The organism is Crenobacter intestini (genome assembly GCF_004919095.1).
GTDB classification, from domain to species: domain Bacteria; phylum Pseudomonadota; class Gammaproteobacteria; order Burkholderiales; family Chromobacteriaceae; genus Craterilacuibacter; species Craterilacuibacter intestini.
Map to the genome: position 1 here is coordinate 39612 of NZ_STGJ01000001.1, position 16658 is coordinate 56269.

16 protein-coding genes and 1 tRNA gene are annotated in these 16658 nt (G+C 66.7%); 14 read left to right on the top strand and 3 right to left on the bottom strand.

From position 1 onward, the window contains the following. Positions 1 to 9 precede the first annotated feature (9 nt). The 3 genes from E5K04_RS00175 to E5K04_RS00185 form a co-directional block, all read right to left on the bottom strand. Positions 10 to 1179 carry an isovaleryl-CoA dehydrogenase gene (locus E5K04_RS00175; protein ID WP_136550880.1) on the bottom strand — a complete coding sequence of 390 codons (1170 nt, stop codon included), beginning with the start codon at positions 1177 to 1179 and terminating at the stop codon, positions 10 to 12. 490 nt (positions 1180 to 1669) lie between these two features. Beyond that, positions 1670 to 1745: transfer RNA gene (locus E5K04_RS00180), tRNA-Thr, on the bottom strand. A gap of 52 nt (positions 1746 to 1797) precedes the next feature. Further along, positions 1798 to 2481: a hypothetical protein gene (locus E5K04_RS00185; RefSeq protein WP_136550881.1), complete on the bottom strand. Its 684-nt coding sequence runs from the start codon at positions 2479 to 2481 to the stop codon at positions 1798 to 1800. A gap of 126 nt (positions 2482 to 2607) precedes the next feature. Between E5K04_RS00185 and E5K04_RS00190 the strand changes: the two genes are divergently transcribed. The 14 genes from E5K04_RS00190 to E5K04_RS00255 all read left to right on the top strand — a co-directional run bounded on the left by E5K04_RS00190 (position 2608) and on the right by E5K04_RS00255 (position 16655). Continuing rightward, positions 2608 to 3420 (top strand): basic amino acid ABC transporter substrate-binding protein, encoded by an 813-nt coding sequence (locus tag E5K04_RS00190; RefSeq protein WP_136550882.1) that lies wholly within the window; start codon positions 2608 to 2610, stop codon positions 3418 to 3420. Between the two features lie 60 nt (positions 3421 to 3480). Next, positions 3481 to 4224: an amino acid ABC transporter permease gene (locus tag E5K04_RS00195; RefSeq protein WP_136550883.1), complete on the top strand. Its 744-nt coding sequence runs from the start codon at positions 3481 to 3483 to the stop codon at positions 4222 to 4224. Positions 4225 to 4351: 127 nt separating this feature from the next. Further along, positions 4352 to 7018, top strand: coding sequence for a DNA gyrase subunit A (gyrA, locus tag E5K04_RS00200; RefSeq protein WP_136550884.1), 2667 nt, complete (start codon positions 4352 to 4354; stop codon positions 7016 to 7018). After that, entirely contained in the window at positions 7018 to 7485 is a 468-nt protein-coding gene (locus E5K04_RS00205; protein WP_136550885.1) for a PaaI family thioesterase, read from the top strand. The genes gyrA and E5K04_RS00205 overlap by 1 nt, the downstream gene beginning before the upstream one ends. Further along, on the top strand, positions 7482 to 7922 hold the full coding sequence (locus tag E5K04_RS00210) for a PaaI family thioesterase (RefSeq protein WP_136550886.1): 441 nt from the start codon (positions 7482 to 7484) through the stop codon (positions 7920 to 7922). Before E5K04_RS00205 ends, E5K04_RS00210 begins: the two co-directional genes overlap by 4 nt. 24 nt (positions 7923 to 7946) lie before the next feature. Then, positions 7947 to 9029, top strand: a complete 1083-nt coding sequence (serC, locus tag E5K04_RS00215) for a 3-phosphoserine/phosphohydroxythreonine transaminase (protein ID WP_136550887.1) — start codon at positions 7947 to 7949, stop codon at positions 9027 to 9029. An 82-nt stretch (positions 9030 to 9111) separates the two neighbouring features. Next, positions 9112 to 10317 (top strand): MFS transporter, encoded by a 1206-nt coding sequence (locus E5K04_RS00220; protein WP_136550888.1) that lies wholly within the window; start codon positions 9112 to 9114, stop codon positions 10315 to 10317. 203 nt (positions 10318 to 10520) lie between these two features. Then, positions 10521 to 11594: a prephenate dehydratase gene (gene pheA / locus E5K04_RS00225; RefSeq protein WP_136550889.1), complete on the top strand. Its 1074-nt coding sequence runs from the start codon at positions 10521 to 10523 to the stop codon at positions 11592 to 11594. Next, positions 11595 to 12188: an LOG family protein gene (locus tag E5K04_RS00230; RefSeq protein ID WP_136550890.1), complete on the top strand. Its 594-nt coding sequence runs from the start codon at positions 11595 to 11597 to the stop codon at positions 12186 to 12188. 31 nt (positions 12189 to 12219) lie between these two features. Further along, entirely contained in the window at positions 12220 to 13323 is a 1104-nt protein-coding gene (hisC, locus tag E5K04_RS00235) for a histidinol-phosphate transaminase (protein WP_136550891.1), read from the top strand. Between the two features lie 10 nt (positions 13324 to 13333). Continuing rightward, positions 13334 to 14335: a 3-deoxy-7-phosphoheptulonate synthase gene (locus tag E5K04_RS00240; RefSeq protein WP_136550892.1), complete on the top strand. Its 1002-nt coding sequence runs from the start codon at positions 13334 to 13336 to the stop codon at positions 14333 to 14335. 9 nt (positions 14336 to 14344) lie between these two features. Next, positions 14345 to 14788 carry an OsmC family protein gene (locus E5K04_RS00245; protein WP_136550893.1) on the top strand — a complete coding sequence of 148 codons (444 nt, stop codon included), beginning with the start codon at positions 14345 to 14347 and terminating at the stop codon, positions 14786 to 14788. Between the two features lie 146 nt (positions 14789 to 14934). Next, a complete protein-coding gene (locus E5K04_RS00250) occupies positions 14935 to 15867 on the top strand; it encodes a DMT family transporter (RefSeq protein WP_136550894.1) in 933 nt (310 codons plus the stop codon). A 59-nt stretch (positions 15868 to 15926) separates the two neighbouring features. Next, positions 15927 to 16655 carry a pseudouridine synthase gene (locus tag E5K04_RS00255; RefSeq protein ID WP_136550895.1) on the top strand — a complete coding sequence of 243 codons (729 nt, stop codon included), beginning with the start codon at positions 15927 to 15929 and terminating at the stop codon, positions 16653 to 16655. Positions 16656 to 16658: the final 3 nt, after the last annotated feature.

Sequence of the window (16658 nt, forward strand, 5' to 3'; positions counted from 1 at the left end):
TGGCAGGGTCTAGCGGGTCTCGGCCATCAGCTCGCGGCCGATCAGGTAGCGGCGGATCTCGCTGGTGCCCGCGCCGATCTCGTAGAGCTTGGCGTCGCGCAGCAGGCGGCCGGTCGGGTATTCGTTGATGTAGCCGTTGCCGCCCAGGCACTGGATGGCGTCCAGCGCCAGCTGGGTGGCGCCCTCGGCCGCGAACAGGATGGCGCCGGCGGCGTCCTTGCGTGTCTGGCGGCCGGACTCGCCGCGGTCGAGCGCCTGGCCGACGGCGTACACGTAGGCGCGGCTGGCCGAGAGTTTCACGTACATGTCGGCAAGCTTGCCCTGCATCAGCTGGAAGTCGCCGATCGCCTGGCCGAACTGCTTGCGCTGGTTAAGGTAAGGCACCACCACGTCGAGGCAGGCCTGCATGATGCCCAAGGGGCCTGCGGCGAGCACCGCGCGCTCGTAGTCGAGCCCGCTCATCAGCACCTGCACCCCTTTGCCCTCGCCGCCGAGCACGTTGGCCTCGGGTACGAAGCAGTCATCGAAGAACAGCGGGTAGGTGTTCGAGCCGCGCATGCCGAGCTTGTCGAGCTTGCTGCCGTGGCTGAAACCGGCGAAGCCCTTCTCGACGATGAAGGCGGTGATGCCGCGGGCGCCGGCGGCAGGGTCGGTCTTCGCGTACACCACCAGCGTGTCGGCGTCGCCGCCGTTGGTGATCCACAGCTTGCTGCCGTTGAGCAAATAGCCGCCGTCGACCTTGTCGGCCTTGAGCTTCATGCCCACCACGTCCGAGCCCGCGTTCGGCTCGGACATTGCCAGCGCGCCGACATGCTCGCCCGATACCAGTTTGGGCAGATAGGCGCGCCTTTGCGCTTCGTTGCCGTTCTTGTAGATCTGGTTCACGCACAGGTTGGAGTGCGCGCCGTAGGAGAGGGCGACCGACGCGCTGGCGCGGCTGATCTCCTCCATCGCGACCATGTGCGCAAGGTAACCCATGTCGGCGCCGCCGTAGGCCTCGGGCACGGTGATGCCGAGCAGGCCCATCTCGCCGAACTGCCGCCACAATTCGGTCGGGAACAGGTTGTCGCGGTCGATGGCGGCGGCGCGCGGCGCGATCTCGCGCGCGGCGAAGTCGCGCACCGCTTCGCGCAGCATCTGGCAGGACTCGCCAAGGTCAAAACGCAGGCTGTGGTACATGTCTGTCTCCTTTGTCCCGGGTGGGGCCGGTGGGTGCGGCCTTTTCACGACGTCATGCATTCATTCTAATGACGTTTACGTTAGCGTCAACTTTAGGGCGGGAAATTGGGCGCTTGTGTTGCGCCAAGACCAGCGGCGAAGGCGGCATGTGAGCGTGCAGATTCAAGAGGGGCGGCGTCGGGGGCATGGCGGCAGACTGTCAGGGGAGGAGGTAGCCCACGGCGACACAGTGAGGGACGTGGTGGGCGCAGAACCATGCGTGTTGAGGGGGCTGGAGCATCAGCGGCTGGCGCTTGGGGCGCAAGGCGGACCGAAGGTAGGCCAAGCCGTGCCCTGCAGGCAGGGCAGTCTGCGGGCGGCGAAGGCGCTCAGGACGAGGGTGCAATTCAGCCCGCGCGTACGGGTGGTCGGCTTCAGGGAAATGTTGCACCGGCGTTGCGCCGTGCAGGAAATGGAACGGGGCTTCCATGTCTGGAAGCCCCGTGGATATTGGTGCCGGCTGCAGGATTCGAACTCGCGACCCCCTGATTACAAGTCAGGTGCTCTACCAACTGAGCTAAGCCGGCCAAGGACGCGAATTATGCATAAGGCGCGCCCTTCTGGCAAGGCTTATGCAGCCTACGCCCGTTTGCGCGTAGCGGCGGCCTTGGCGCTCTGCTTGCCGGCGGGCTTCTTGGCGGCTGCCTTGCGGGTGGCGCGTTTGGGTGCCTTGGCTACCTGTTTGCGCGGGCTGACACCTGACTTTGCCTGCTGCCTGCTGCGGTTTTTCCCGGTCTTGGCCTGTTGCCTGGCCTTGCCGGCAGACGCTGCCTGGCGCGGCTTGACATGGTTGCCGGCCTTTTTGGCGCGTACCGCCTTGGCTTCCCTGGTGCTCTGGCGGGCCTTGCCGGCCTTGGCCGTGCGGGTGCTGGCCGACTTTGCGACCTGTTTCTTGTTGCCGCCACGCTTGGCTTTCACGCTGGCCTTGTGTACGCGCTTGGTGCCTGCTGCCTTGACGGAGCGGGTGCCTTGGCGCGCCTTGACGGCCTTGGTCGAGCGTGCCTTGCGGACGTTGGGAGCCGCCTGCTTGGCATGGCGGGCCGTCTTGGCGGTCGCCTTGCGGCCGGTGTCCGCGCGCTTGCCGTCCAGTTTGGTGGCATGGCTGTTGCTTGGGCTTGCGGCGCGCGGCTTGCTGGGCGCGCTGCGGAAGCTGGGGCCGAAGTCGCCGGGTAGCGGGGCGTCTTCTGCGTAGGCCGCAGGCGAGACGGCTAGCGTCAGTGCGACGAAGGCTGGCAGTAAATTGCGCAAAAACATGGTATTCAAGGTGGATTTAATTCTGCAAAAAAAATGCCAATACGTTGTTGCGGCATCGGTGGGTTGTTATAGTAACACGCAGCCCGCACGGGCTTTGCGTTGGCCGCTTATTCAATCAATAAGGAGAGACCTGGGATGAAACAGAACAGAAGGACTTTGCTGGCGACCATGCTGGCCGGCGTTTTCGTGCTGGCGGGCTGCGGACAGAAGGATGAAGCGGCGGCGCCGGGCGCGGCCAGCGCGCCGCAGGCTGCGGCAGAAGAAAAGGTGTACGTGGTCGGCTCCGACGCCGCGTACGCGCCGTTCGAATTCCAGAACGAGAAGGGCGAAGTGGTCGGCTTTGACGTCGACGTGCTCAACGCGGTCGCCGACAAGGGTGGCTTCAAGGTCAAGGTGGTGAACACGCCGTGGGAAGGCATCTTCGCGACGCTCGACCAGGGTGACCGCGACATCATCGTGTCGTCGGTGACGATCACCGACGAGCGCAAGCAGTCGATGGATTTCTCGGAGCCGTACTTCGAGGCGCGCCAGCTGATCGCCACCGGCAAGGGCGGCGAGGCCATCAAGTCGTTCCAGGACCTGAAGGGCAAGAAGGTCGCCGTGCAGACCGGCACTACCGGCGACGAAGTGGTGCAGAAGCTGCTGGGCAAGACCAGCCCGGACATCAAGCGCTTCGAGAGCCTGCCTTTGGCGATCAAGGAGCTCGAGAACGGCGGCGTCCAGGCAGTGGTCGGCGACAACGGCGTGGTCGCCAACTACGTGACCAACAACCCGCAGGCCAACCTGCGCATGGTCGAGGACACCCAGAGCTTCCAGCCCGAGTTCTACGGCATGGCAGTGAAGAAGGGTAACCAGGAACTGCTGGACAAGCTCAACAAGGGCATCCAGGCGATCAAGGCCGACGGCACCTACGACAAGATCCACACGCAGTACTTCGGCAGCAAGTAAGCTTTTGCAACGACGACCCGGCGGCTTTCGCCGCCGGGCGGAACACTCTCGGAGAAGAGGATGGATTTACGCTGGGGAATGATTGTCGAGTACGCGCCACTCTTTGTTGACGGCGCGATCATGACGTTGGTGATCACCTTTTTCGCGGTGATCGTCGGGACCCTGATCGGTCTCTTTATGGGGATGGCGCGCCTGGCGAGCGCCCCGCACGGCTTTGCCAAGTATTTTCTCGAATTCTTCGTGCGCTGGCCGGCCACGGCCTACGTGACCTTCTTCCGTGGCACGCCCCTGTTCGTGCAGATCCTGCTCGCGCACTTCGCGCTGATGCCGACGCTGATCCACCCGGTCGACGGCCTGCTGCTCGACGGTGACCTCGCGCGTGAGATCCGCCAAAACTACGGCGCCTTCATCTCGGGCCTGCTCGCGCTGACGCTGAACGCCGGCGCGTACATCACCGAGATCTTCCGCGCGGGCATCCAGTCGATCGACAAGGGGCAGGTCGAGGCGGCGCGCTCGCTGGGTCTCTCCTACGGGCAGGCGATGCGTTTCGTGGTGGTGCCGCAGGCGTTCCGCCGCATGCTGCCGCCCTTGGGTAACGAGGCGATCATGCTGCTCAAGGACTCGTCGCTCGTCTCGGCGATCGGTCTGGCCGAGCTCGCCTTCGCCGCGCGCACGGTGGCCGGCGTCTACTCGCGTTACTGGGAACCCTACCTGACCATTTCCTTCATGTACCTCGCGCTGACCATGTTGATGGCCTGGGGTTTGTCGAGGCTGGAGAAGCGTTACCAGGTCGCCGGACGCTAGCGCGTCGCGCGATCCGCCACAAAGGCCGGCCATGCGCCGGCCTTTGTGCTGTCAGGCCATGCGGGCAGGGGCTGCGCATGATAGAATCCCGAGTTATTGCCATCAAAAGAAGACAAGCGCGTAACCCATGACAGATCAGCTTTTCGCCAAGGAAACGATCCCGGTCAGCCTGGAAGAGGAGATGCGTCGTTCCTACCTCGATTACGCGATGAGCGTGATCGTGGGGCGCGCCCTGCCGGACGTCCGCGACGGCCTCAAGCCGGTACACCGCCGTGTGCTGTTCGCGATGCACGAGCTCTCCAACGACTGGAACCGTGCGTACAAGAAGTCGGCGCGTATCGTCGGCGACGTGATCGGTAAGTACCACCCGCACGGCGACATCGCCGTGTACGACACCATCGTGCGCATGGCGCAGGACTTTTCCTTGCGCTACCCGCTGGTCGACGGCCAGGGCAACTTCGGTTCGGTCGACGGCGACAACGCCGCGGCGATGCGTTACACCGAAATCCGCATGGCGCGCATCGCGCACGAACTGTTGGCCGACATCGAGAAGGAAACGGTCGACTTCGGCCCGAACTACGACGGCTCCGAACACGAACCCTTGGTGCTGCCGGCCAAGATCCCGAACCTGCTGATCAACGGCAGCTCCGGCATCGCGGTGGGCATGGCGACCAATATCCCGCCGCACAACCTGGTCGAAGTGGTCGACGCCTGCCTGGCGCTGCTCGCCAACAGCGAGCTGGGCATCGACGAGATCATCGACATCATCCCGGCGCCGGACTTCCCGACCGCCGGCATCATCTACGGCCTCGCCGGCGTCAAGGAAGGTTACCGTACCGGCCGCGGCCGCGTGATCATGCGCGCGCGCACCCACTTCGAGGATATCGGCAAGGGCGACCGCCAGGCGATCATCGTCGACGAGCTGCCGTACCAGGTGAACAAGGCGCGCCTGCTCGAGCGCATCAGCGAGCTGGTGCGCGAGAAGCAGATCGAAGGCATCTCCGATCTACGCGACGAGTCGGACAAGTCCGGCATGCGCATGGTGATCGAGCTCAAGCGCGGCGAAATGCCCGAGGTGGTGCTCAACCAGCTGTTCAAGCTGACCCAGCTGCAGGACAGCTTCGGCATCAATATGGTCGCGCTGGTCGACGGCCAGCCGCGCCTGTTGAACATCAAGCAGGTGCTGGAAGAGTTCCTGCGCCACCGCCGCGAAGTCGTCACCCGCCGCACCATTTACGAACTCAAGAAGGCGCGCGACCGCGGCCACGTGCTCGAAGGCCTGGCCGTCGCACTCTCCAACGTCGACGAGATCATCGCCCTGATCAAGGCGTCGCAGACGCCGGCCGAGGCGAAAGCCGGCCTGATGGTCCGCGCCTGGCGTTCTGAGCTGGTCGAGGAGATGCTCTCGCGCGTCGACGCGACCATGGCACGCCCCGAGTGGCTGCCGGAAGGCTTCGGCCTGTCGCAGGACGGCTACCGCCTGTCCGAGACGCAGGCGCAGGCGATCCTCGACTTGCGCCTGCAGCGCCTGACCGGCCTCGAGCAGGACAAGATCGTCGGCGAGTACCGCGAAGTGATGGCGCAGATCCTCGATTTGATCGACATCCTGTCGCGCGCCGAGCGCGTGAGCGCGATCATTTCCGAAGAGCTGTGCGCGATCAAGGCGCAGTTCGGCGATACGCGCCGCTCCGAGATCGAGCCCTTCGGTGCCGACATCAATATCGAAGACTTGATCACCCCGCAGGACATGGTGGTCACCATCTCGCACGCCGGCTACATCAAGGCGCAGCCGGTCGGCGACTACCAGAGCCAGCGCCGCGGCGGGCGCGGCAAGCTGGCGGCGGCGACCAAGGACGACGACTTCGTCGAGACGCTGTTCGTCGCCAACACGCACAACTACCTGCTGTGCTTCTCCAGCCTGGGGCGCTGCCACTGGATCAAGGTGTACAACCTGCCGCAGGGCGGGCGCACCAGCCGCGGCAAGCCGATGGTCAACGTGCTGACGCTGCAGGACGGCGAGAAGATCAACGCGGTGCTGCCGGTGAAGGAATTCACCGACGACCAGTTCGTGTTCATGGCCACCGCCAACGGCACCGTCAAGAAGACCCCGCTGGTCGACTTCTCGCGCCCGCGCGCGGCCGGCATCATCGCGATCAACCTCGAAGAGGGCAACTACCTGGTCGCGGTCGCGCTGACCCGCGGCAAGGCCGCCGCCGTGCTGGGTGACGAGGACGAGGTGCTGGACGAGGGCGTGGCGGACGAGGAGCTCGAAGGCGGCGATATCGCCGGCGAGGGCGACGAGGTGATGCTGTTCTCCGACGCCGGCAAGTCGGTGCGCTTCAGCCAGAGCAAGGTGCGCCCGATGGGCCGCACGTCCAAGGGCGTGCGCGGCATGAAGCTATCCGAAGGCCAGCAGCTGATCTCGCTCTTGGTCACCAACGAGGCGACGCAGCAGGTGCTCACCGCGACCGAAAACGGCTACGGCAAGCGCACGCCGGTCGGCGACTACCGCCTGTCCGGCCGCGGCACGCAGGGCGTGATCGCGATCGATACCAGCGAGCGCAACGGCAAGCTGGTCGCCGCCAAGCTGGTCGAGGAGAGCGACGACGTGATGCTGATCACCACCGGCGGCGTGCTGATCCGTACCCAGGTCTCGGAAGTGCGCGAGACCGGCCGTACGGCGCAGGGCGTGAAGCTGATCAACCTCGACGAGGGCGAGAAGCTGATCGGCCTGGAGAAGGTCGCCGACGCGGGCGGTGACACTGACGACGGCGCCGCCGAAGGCGAGGCGTAATGGTGCCCTCGCCGGTCAACGCACAGGTGCTGGAGGCGATGGGGCAACTCTTCGTCTCCTTGCCGCACTGCGAGACGCTGGGCATGCGCTGGCACGGCACCGATGGCCGGCAGCCGACGCTGGTGGTCGACTGGAAGCCAGAGCTGGTCGGCAACCCGGCCACCGGCGTGCTGCACGGCGGGGTGATTACCTCGCTGGTCGACACCACCAGCGCGCTGGCCGTCTGCGCGCACCTGCCGGACTTCGAGACCATCGCCACGCTCGACTTGCGCATTGACTACCTGTCAGGCGCCAGGCAAGGGCTGCCGGTGTACTGCACGGCCGAATGCTACCGGCTCGCCAGCCAGGTCGCGTTCACCCGCGCGGTGTGCTACCAGGAGAGCCCCGAGCGGCCGATCGCGCACGGGGTCGCCACCTTCATGCGCGGCTCGAGCCCGATCCCGATGGTCGACAGGAGCGAATCATGAGCGAATTCATGCAGCGCTTCAGCCAGCTGCGCGAGGCCAACGACTTTGCGGGCGTGATCGACGCGATCCCGTACGCGAAGCTGATGGGCGCGACCTTCGAGGTGACGGACAGTGGCCTCCTGTTCGCCCTGCCGTTCAGCCCGCACAACGTCGGCAACACCCGTTTGCCGGCGCTGCACGGCGGGCTGATCGGCGGTTTCCTCGAGAACGCCGCGCTGATCCACCTGATCTGGAACCGCGAGAGCCAGGAGACGCCGAAGATCGTCAACTTCTCGCTGGACTACCTGCGCTCGGGCAAGCCGCAAACCTTGTACGCGCAGTGCGAGATCACCAAGCAGGGCAAGCGCGTCGCGCATGTGCTGATCGAAGCCTGGCAGGAAGACCGGGTCCGGCCAGTCGCGGTTGCCCGCGCACACTTTCTGTTATCGGCCGCGTAAGCGCGGCCAAGGTCGGGAAGCCATATGAGCAAACTCTACAATTTCTCCGCGGGTCCGGCGTTGTTGCCGCACCCGGTGCTGGCCGAAGCGCAGGCGCAGATGTTCGACTGGCACGGCAGCGGCCTGTCGGTGATGGAAATGAGCCATCGCGGACGCGAGTTCATGGAAATCATCCATGACGCCGAGGCGGACCTGCGCGAACTCTTGAACGTGCCGGCCGGCTACAAGGTGTTGTTCCTGCAAGGCGGCGCGTCGCAACAGTTCGCCATGGTGCCGCTCAACCTGATGGGCGAGGGCGGCCACGCCGACTACATCGACTCCGGCCACTGGTCGCGCCTGGCGATCAAGGAAGCGCGCCGCTACGGCCGCGTCGACGTCATCGCCAGCAGCGAGGCGTCGGCGTACACGACGGTGCCGCAGGCGGGCAGCTACCAGGGCACGGCCGGCGCGTCCTACCTGCACTACACGTCGAACGAGACCATCAACGGCGTCGAGTTTCCGTACATCCCTGAGAGCGCGGCGCCGCTGGTCTGTGACATGTCGAGCGACTTCCTGTCGGGCGAGATCGAGGTGTCGCGCTTCGGCCTGATCTACGCCGGCGCGCAGAAGAACATCGGCCCGTCAGGCATGGTGGTGGTGGTCGTGCGCGAAGACCTGCTCGGCCACGCATTGCCTGCTACGCCGACCATGCTCGACTACCGCGTGCACGCCGACGCCGACTCGATGTACAACACACCGCCGACCTGGCCGATCTACATCGCTGGCCTCGTCTTCAAGTGGTTGAAGGCGCAGGGCGGCCTGCGCGGCATCGCCGCGCTCAATAGCGAAAAGGCGGGGCTGCTCTACCACGCGATCGACGCGAGCGGCGGTTTCTACCGCGCGCCGGTGGAGGTGGCGGCGCGCTCGCAGATGAACGTGGTGTTCCGCCTGGCCGACGACGCGCTCGACGAGGCTTTCCTTGCCGGCGCCAAGAAGGCGGGGCTCGTCCAGCTCAAGGGTCACCGCGTCGCCGGCGGCATGCGCGCGTCGATCTACAACGCGATGCCGGTCGAAGGCGTGAAGGCGCTGGTAGGTTATATGCAGGAATTCGCCCGCCAGCACGGCTAAAGGCCAACCCGAACGAGAGAACCCGCCGCTGGCGGGTTTTTTTGGCTCGCCCTCAAGTAATGACATAAAGATATAAATAAACATGAAGCATTCGCACGTCCGCCTGCTGCTCGCCTGCGGGGTCATCGTGTCGCTGAGCATGGGCATCCGCCATGGCTTCGGCTTCTTCCTCGCGCCGCTGACCATGGAGTTTGGCTGGACGCGCGAAGCGTTCGCCTTCGCGATCGGCCTGCAAAACCTGGTGTGGGGCATGGCGCAGCCCTTTTGTGGTGCGCTGGCCGACCGGCACGGGCCGGGGAGGGTGCTGATCGGCGGTAGCCTGGTCTACGCGGCGGGCCTGATGCTGATCACCGTATCGGCGACGCCGGCTGCCTTCGCGCTGTCGGCTGGCGTGCTGGTCGGCATCGCGATGGCGTGCACGACCTATAGCGTGATCTTCGGCGTGGTCGGGCGGGTGGTGCCGGTGGCTTACCGCTCGCGTGCGCTGGGGCTGACCGCCGCCGCCGGCTCGTTCGGCCAGTTCGCGATGGTGCCGATCGAGCGCAGCCTGATCGACGGCGCGGGCTGGATGCCGGCGCTGATGATCCTCGCGGCGATGACGCTTTTGATCATCCCGGCAACAAGGGTGCCCGCCGCCATGGACGCCACCCCCAGGCACGGGGGCGCGCATCCGCCCTTGCTTGCCGAGATGGCGCGCCAGTTCGCGCGCGCATGGCGAGTGCGGGGCTTCCGCCTGCTGATGGCCGGCTACTTCGTGTGCGGCTTCCAGGTGGTGTTCATCGGCGTGCACCTGCCGGCCTACCTGAAGGACCACGGCCTGTCCGGGGCAGTGGCGAGCCTTGCGCTGGCGCTGATCGGGCTCTTCAACATCTTCGGCACCTTCAGCGCGGGGGAGCTGGGCAGCCGCTTTGCCAAGCCGCGCCTGCTCTCGGGGATCTACCTTGCGCGCAGCGTGGTGATCGCCGCCTACCTGCTGCTGCCGCTAAGCGCCCTGTCGACCGCGGTGTTCGCCGCCGCGATGGGCTTTTTGTGGCTGTCGACGGTGCCGCTGACCAACGGCGTGATCGCCAGCCAGTTCGGCGTCGCCAACCTGGGCCTGCTCTCCGGTGCGGTGTTCTTCTCGCATCAGGTCGGCAGCTTCCTCGGCGTGTGGCTGGGCGGGATGATCTACGACCGTACCGGCAGCTACGACCTGGTGTGGGGCGGTGCGATCGTGCTGGGCGTGCTCGCAAGCCTGGCGAGCTACCCGATCAGCGAGGGCCCGGTGGCCGAGCAGGTCGCCGCATGAAGTGGGGCGGTGTGCTGTTGCTGGCGGCCGTGCTGGCGGGCGTGTTCGACGCCTACCTGTCACCGGCCTTCGTGATCGACACCGCCAACCTGCTCGCCGGCTGTGGCTGAACGGTACGCAAGGGGTATCGGTACTTGCGGGCGAGGCCCAAGCCGTGGACACTTATGTAATTCGAGAAATTAGCGCAAATCTGAAAGAACAACGTGTCGGATGAACTCCTGAAGCAGCACCGCGACGCGATCGATGCGATCGACGCGCAGGTGCTTGACCTCCTGAACCAGCGCGCGGGCCACGCGCGCGAGATCGGCGAAATCAAGGGTGGCGGCGTGATCTACCGCCCCGAGCGCGAGGCGGACGTGCTGCGCCGCATCCAGTCAATCAACCGCGGCCCTCTGCCGGACGAATCGGTCGCGCGGCTGTTCCGCGAGATCATGTCCGAGTGCCTGGCGCTGGAGAAGCCGCTGTCGATCGCCTACCTGGGGCCGGAGGGCACGTTCAGCCAGCTGGCGGCGACCAAGCATTTCGGCCACGCCGCGCGCACCGTCGCCTGCTCGTCGATCGACGAGGCGTTCCGTCTGGTCGAGGCGCGCACCCACGACTACGTGGTCGCGCCGGTCGAGAATTCGACCGAAGGCGCGGTCGGTCGCACGCTCGACCTGATGGTGACCACGCCGCTGAAGATCTGCGGCGAGGTGGTGCTGCGCATCCACCACCACCTGCTGCGCAAGGTGCCGGGCATGGACGGCATCCGCCGCGTGTATTCGCACGCGCAGTCACTCGCACAGTGCCACGAGTGGCTGAACCGCCAGCTGCCCGACAATGTCGAGCGGGTGTCGGTCGCCAGCAACGCCGAGGCGGCGCGGCTGGCGAGCCTGGACGAGCGCGCGTGCGCGATCGCCGGGCAGGCGGCCGCCGAGCGCTTTGCCCTGGTGAAACTCGCCGAGAACATCGAGGACGAGCCGAACAACACCACGCGCTTCCTGGTGCTGGGCTACCAGGACGTCGCGCCGACCGGCAAGGACCGCACCTCGGTCATCGTCTCTGCGCCCAACCGCCCCGGCGCGGTGCATGAGCTGGTCGAGCCGATCGCGCGTTACGGCGTGTCGATGACCAAGTTCGAGTCGCGCCCGTCCAAGGCGGGCTTGTGGGACTACGTGTTCTTCATCGACATGGAAGGCCACGCCAGCGACGCGGCGCTCGCCGACGCGCTCGCCGCGCTGCGCAGCCGCGCATCCTACGTGAAACTGCTGGGCGCCTACCCGCAGGCGGTGATCTGAATGACGACAAGCATCCGTTCGATCTGCGTTTTCTGCGGCGCACGCCACGGCGCGCGTGCCGAGTACACCGACGCCGCGCGTGCCTTCGGCGCCGCGCTGGCCGCCCGCGGCATCACCCTGGTTTACGGCGGCGGCAACGTCGGCCTGATGGGCGAGGTCGCCGACGCGGCGCTGCTCGCCGGCGGCAAGGTTACCGGCGTGATCCCAGGCTTCCTGCGCGAGCGCGAAGTCGCGCATACCGGGCTGACCGAGCTTGTCGAGACCGAGAGCATGCACGCGCGCAAGGCGAAGATGGCGTCGCTCGCCGACGCTTTCGTCGCCTTGCCCGGCGGTTTCGGGACCTACGACGAGCTCTTCGAGATTCTGACCTGGGCGCAGCTTGCCATCCACGACAAGCCGGTGGGCCTGCTCAACGTCAGCGGCTACTTCGACCCGTGGCTTGCGTTGGCGCGGCACACGGTCGACGAAGGCTTCGCGCGCGAGGAAAACCTGTCGCTGTTCGTCGCCGAGCGCGGCGCCGACGCCTTGCTCGGCGCGCTCGCCGGGCACCGCCCACACCATGTCACCAAGTGGGAAGACCTCTCGCGCGGCTGAGCCACCCATCACGACAACAAAGGAAGAACCCATGCATCCAGTCGACCTGGCACCCGAATACGTCCGTGCGATCGCGCCCTACCAGCCGGGCAAGCCGGTGTCCGAGCTTGCCCGCGAGATGGGGCTTGCCGAGGACACCATCGTCAAGCTCGCGTCCAACGAGAACCCGCTGGGCCTGCCGGCTTCGGCCCGCGCGGCCATCGAGCGGGAGCTCGCCGAGCTCGCGCGCTACCCGGACGGCAACGGCTTCGCGCTGAAGGCCGCGCTGTGCGCCCGCTTCGGCGTGGACGCGGCGCAGGTGGTGCTCGGCAACGGCTCGAACGACGTGCTCGAGCTAATCGCACGCGCCTTCCTCAAGCCCGGTGACGAGGTGGTGTTCTCGCAGTACGCGTTCGCGGTCTACCCGCTGGTCGCGCAGGCGACCGGCGCACGCGGCGTCGCGGTGCCGGCCAAGGCGTGGGGGCACGACCTCGACGCGATGCTCGCCGCGATCAACGACAGGACGCGGGTGGTGTTTGTCGCCAACCCGAACAACCCGACCGGTACGCTGCTCTCGCCCGAGGCGATCGCGCGCTTTGTCGCTGCGGTACCCGAGTCGGTGCTGGTGGTGCTGGACGAGGCGTATACCGAGTACCTGGCGCCCGAGGCGCGTTTCGACAGCGTCGGCGCGCTCGCGCAATATCCTAACCTGATCGTGTCGCGAACCTTCTCCAAGGCCTACGGCCTGGCCGGCCTGCGCGTGGGCTTCGCCTTTGCCCACCCCGAAGTCGCCGACCTGATCAACCGCGTGCGCCAGCCCTTCAACGTGAACAGCCTCGCGCAGGCGGCCGCCGTCGCCGTGCTGGACGACGCCGACTACCTGGCGCGCTCGGTCGAGGTCAACCACGCGGGGGTGCGCGCGCTGACCGAGGCGTTCGACCGTCTCGGCCTCGAATACATCCCGTCCAGCGCCAACTTCGTGACCTTCCGCGCGCCCGACGCGGCCAGGCTCAACAGTCGCCTGCTCGCAGAGGGCGTGATCGTGCGTCCGCTCGCGCCGTACGGCATGGGCGACTGGCTGCGCGTGAGCATCGGCCTGCCGGGCGAGAACGCGCGCTTTATCGAGGTGCTGGGCGCGGCGCTGGCGCGCGGCTAGGGGCACCACCATGATCGTCGTGATGAAGCCGGGCGCGAGCGAGGCCGAGCTTGCCCTGCTGGTCGAACACATCCGGGCGTCTGGCCTGCGTGAACATGTGTCGCGCGGCACCGAGCGCGTGCTGGTCGGCGCCATCGGCGACGAGCGTGTGCTCGACACGGCGCTGATCGGGCGCTTGCCTGGTGTCGAGCGCGCGCTGCGCATCGTCAAGCCTTACCGGCTGGTCTCGCGCGAACTGGTCGGCGTGAACAGCGTGGTGCAGGTCGGCGCCGTACCCATCGGCGGCGAGGCGTGGCAGCTGATCGTCGGGCCGACCAGCGTCGCCACCCCGGGCGCGGCCGAGGCGGTCGCGGCGAGCCTCGCACCTTGCGGCGCGCGGCTGATGCACGGCGGCGTCTACGGCCCCGCGCTGTTCGGCGGCCCGTACGAGGCGCAAGGGGCAGGCGTGGCCGGGCTCGAACACTTGCTCGCGGCGGCCCGCGCGCGCGCGCTGCCGGCGATCGCCGAGCTGACCGACGTGCGCCTGCTGGAGACCTTCCTCGAGTACGGTGTGGACGCGCTGTTGATCGGCGCGCGCAATATGCAGAACTTCGAGCTCTTGAAGGAGGTCGGCCGCGTCAACAAGCCGGTGATCCTCAAGCGCGCGCTGGCGGCGACGGCCGCCGAGTGGCTGATGGCCGCCGAGTACGTAGCGGTGGGCGGTAACCACCGCATCGTGCTGTGCGAGCGCGGCGTGCGCGGTTTCGACGACGCGACCCCCGCGCTGTTTGACGCCGGCGCGATTGCCTGGCTCAAATGCGAGAGCCACCTGCCGGTGATCGCCGACCCCGGCCGTGCCGTCGGCCGTGCCGACCTGGTGGCGCCGGTGGCCTTGGCCGCGCTGGCTGCCGGCGCGGACGGCCTGATGGTCGACGTCGGCGCCGAGGCGCATGCGCTCGATACGGCGTCGCTGCAACAACTTGGCGCGCAGATGCGCGCGCTTGCGCCCGCGCTCGGGCGCACCTTTGCTTAAGGAGACCCCGTGTCCGCGGATTTCACCCTGAATTTCACGCAGCTCGAACGCTACCGTTTCTCCAACCTGTTCGGTGGCGGCGTGCCCGAACTGTTTACCGACGAGCCGCCGCCGCTGGGCGAGGACAGCGGCCCGTCGCCGTCGCAGCTGCTGGTCGCGGCGACCGCCAATTGCCTGGCGGCGAGCCTGCTGTTCGCGTTCGGCAAGTTCAAGCAGGACGTCACGCCCTTGTCGGGCGAGGCCAGTTGCGTGATCGGCCGCAATGAAGACAGGCGGCTGCGCGTCGAGTCCATCGCCGTCACCCTGCAGCTTGGGCGGCCGGCCGCGACGCTTGAGCATGTCGAGCGGGTGCTGTCGACCTTCGAGGACTATTGCACGGTCACGCAAAGCGTCCGCCAAGGCATCCGCGTCGAAGTGACGGTGCTCGACGCCGATGGCACGCGCCTGAAGTGATTGTTGCTGTTATTTTCCGATTTTCTGGCATGTAGTTTTGCAATCAAACAAAAACTGGCAATTTAGTTTGATTGCGTGGCGGGGCTTTGGCATTCACTACGTTGGTAGGCCGGTAAAATGGCTGCATCGCACAAAATGCAAATGCCATGTTCCGCCGTCACCAATCTTCCTTGTTCCTGGCGCTCGCCCTCCTGATGTGGTCGAGCAATTTCATCATCGGCCGCGCGCTCGCCGGCGCGATCGGCCCGTTCACGCTGGCCTGCCTGCGCTGGCTGATCGCGCTGGCGGTGCTCGCGCCCTTCGCGTGGCGGCCGCTCCAGTCGGCGTGGCCCCTTATCCGTGGCGCGTGGCCGCTGGTGATGCTGCTCGCCGCCAGCGGCATCGCGCTGACCAATACCTTGCTGTACCTCGCGCTCAAGTCCACCAGCGCGCTCAACGCGGTGGTGATCAATAGCGCGACACCGGTGCTGGTGCTGCTGTTTGGCGCGCTCGTCGCGCGCAGCCGCGTCGGCGCGGGGCAGGTCTTCGGCATGCTGCTCGCGCTCTGCGGCGCCTTGCTGATCGTCGTGCGCGGCGACGCGGCCGCTCTGGCAAGGCTCAGCTTCGCAGGTGGCGACTACCTGGTGCTCGCCGCCGGCGCCTGCTGGGCGTGCTACACGGTTTCGTTGCGCTACCTGCCTGCCGGCATTCCCGCCAATGCGCTGATGCTGCTGCTGTTCGCGCTGGGCGGCGCGTCCCTCGCGCCTTTCATGCTGGCCGAGTTCGCACGCGGCGACGCGGTAAGCGGCATGGCCGCGCCGCAATGGCTCGCGCTCGCCTATCTGGGCGTATTCCCGTCGGTGCTTGCCTTCATCCTCTACAACCGTGCGCTCGCGGTGATGGGCAGCGAACGCGCCGCGCCTTGGCTCTACCTGATGCCGGCTTTCGGCGCGCTAATGTCGGTGATGTTCCTGGGCGAGGCGGTGCATGCCTACCACGTGGCCGGCCTTGCCGCCATCTTCGCGGGCATCGCTTGCGGCAACGGGCAGCCGGAAGGGCTGCTGGCACGCCTCGTGCCCGTGCGCAAAATCGTCCGTTGACTTAAAATGGCTCTTTGAAACCGGGCGACCCTGTGTCGCCCTTTTGTCTTGGAGTCACCATGGAAAGCGTCCGTCTGTCCAAACGTCTGGCCGAGCTCGGCCTGTGTTCGCGCCGCGAGGCCGACAGCTATATCGAGCAGGGCTGGGTCAAGGTCGACGGCAAGGTCGCCATCCTCGGGCAGAAAGTCGACGCCGACGCCGTGATCGAGCTGGACGCGCGCGCGCGCCAGGCCCAGTCGCGCCGCGTGACCATCCTGATCAACAAGCCGGTCGGCTACGTGTCCGGCCAGGCCGAAGACGGCTACCAGCCCGCGCAGGTGCTGGTCACCCCCGACAACCACTGGAAGGGCGACAAGAGCGGCATCCGTTTCTCGCGCGACCACCTGAAGGGCCTGGCGCCGGCCGGCCGCCTCGACATCGACTCGGTCGGCCTCTTGGTGCTCACGCAGGACGGGGTGGTGGCCAAGCAGCTGATCGGCGAGCGCTCCGATGTCGACAAGGAATACCTGGTGCGGGTGACCGGCCGCTTGTCGGCCGAGGGGCTCGCCCGCCTCAACCACGGGCTCGAGCTCGACGGCAAGAAGCTGTTGCCGGCCAAGGTCGGCTGGCAGAATGAGGACCAGCTGCGTTTCGTGCTGCGCGAAGGCAAGAAGCGGCAGATCCGCCGGATGTGCGAACTGGTCGGCCTGCGGGTGGTCGGCCTCAAGCGTGTCCGCATCGGCAAGGTCATGCTCGGCGACCTGCCGGTAGGCAAGTGGCGCTACCTCGCGCCGGGCGAACAATTCTGAAAG

Excerpts from the sequence above, each read along its gene's own strand:
- E5K04_RS00205 (WP_136550885.1), top strand. The coding sequence starts at position 7,018 with ATGGTGCCCTCGCCGGTCAACGCACAGGTGCTGGAGGCGATGGGGCAA.
- serC (WP_136550887.1), top strand. The coding sequence starts at position 7,947 with ATGAGCAAACTCTACAATTTCTCCGCGGGTCCGGCGTTGTTGCCGCAC.
- E5K04_RS00250 (WP_136550894.1), top strand. The coding sequence starts at position 14,935 with ATGTTCCGCCGTCACCAATCTTCCTTGTTCCTGGCGCTCGCCCTCCTG.
- E5K04_RS00195 (WP_136550883.1), top strand. The coding sequence starts at position 3,481 with ATGGATTTACGCTGGGGAATGATTGTCGAGTACGCGCCACTCTTTGTT.
- gyrA (WP_136550884.1), top strand. The coding sequence starts at position 4,352 with ATGACAGATCAGCTTTTCGCCAAGGAAACGATCCCGGTCAGCCTGGAA.
- E5K04_RS00220 (WP_136550888.1), top strand. The coding sequence starts at position 9,112 with ATGAAGCATTCGCACGTCCGCCTGCTGCTCGCCTGCGGGGTCATCGTG.
- E5K04_RS00240 (WP_136550892.1), top strand. The coding sequence starts at position 13,334 with ATGATCGTCGTGATGAAGCCGGGCGCGAGCGAGGCCGAGCTTGCCCTG.
- E5K04_RS00255 (WP_136550895.1), top strand. The coding sequence starts at position 15,927 with ATGGAAAGCGTCCGTCTGTCCAAACGTCTGGCCGAGCTCGGCCTGTGT.
- E5K04_RS00175 (WP_136550880.1), bottom strand. The coding sequence starts at position 1,179 with ATGTACCACAGCCTGCGTTTTGACCTTGGCGAGTCCTGCCAGATGCTG.
- E5K04_RS00210 (WP_136550886.1), top strand. The coding sequence starts at position 7,482 with ATGAGCGAATTCATGCAGCGCTTCAGCCAGCTGCGCGAGGCCAACGAC.
- E5K04_RS00230 (WP_136550890.1), top strand. The coding sequence starts at position 11,595 with ATGACGACAAGCATCCGTTCGATCTGCGTTTTCTGCGGCGCACGCCAC.
- hisC (WP_136550891.1), top strand. The coding sequence starts at position 12,220 with ATGCATCCAGTCGACCTGGCACCCGAATACGTCCGTGCGATCGCGCCC.
- E5K04_RS00190 (WP_136550882.1), top strand. The coding sequence starts at position 2,608 with ATGAAACAGAACAGAAGGACTTTGCTGGCGACCATGCTGGCCGGCGTT.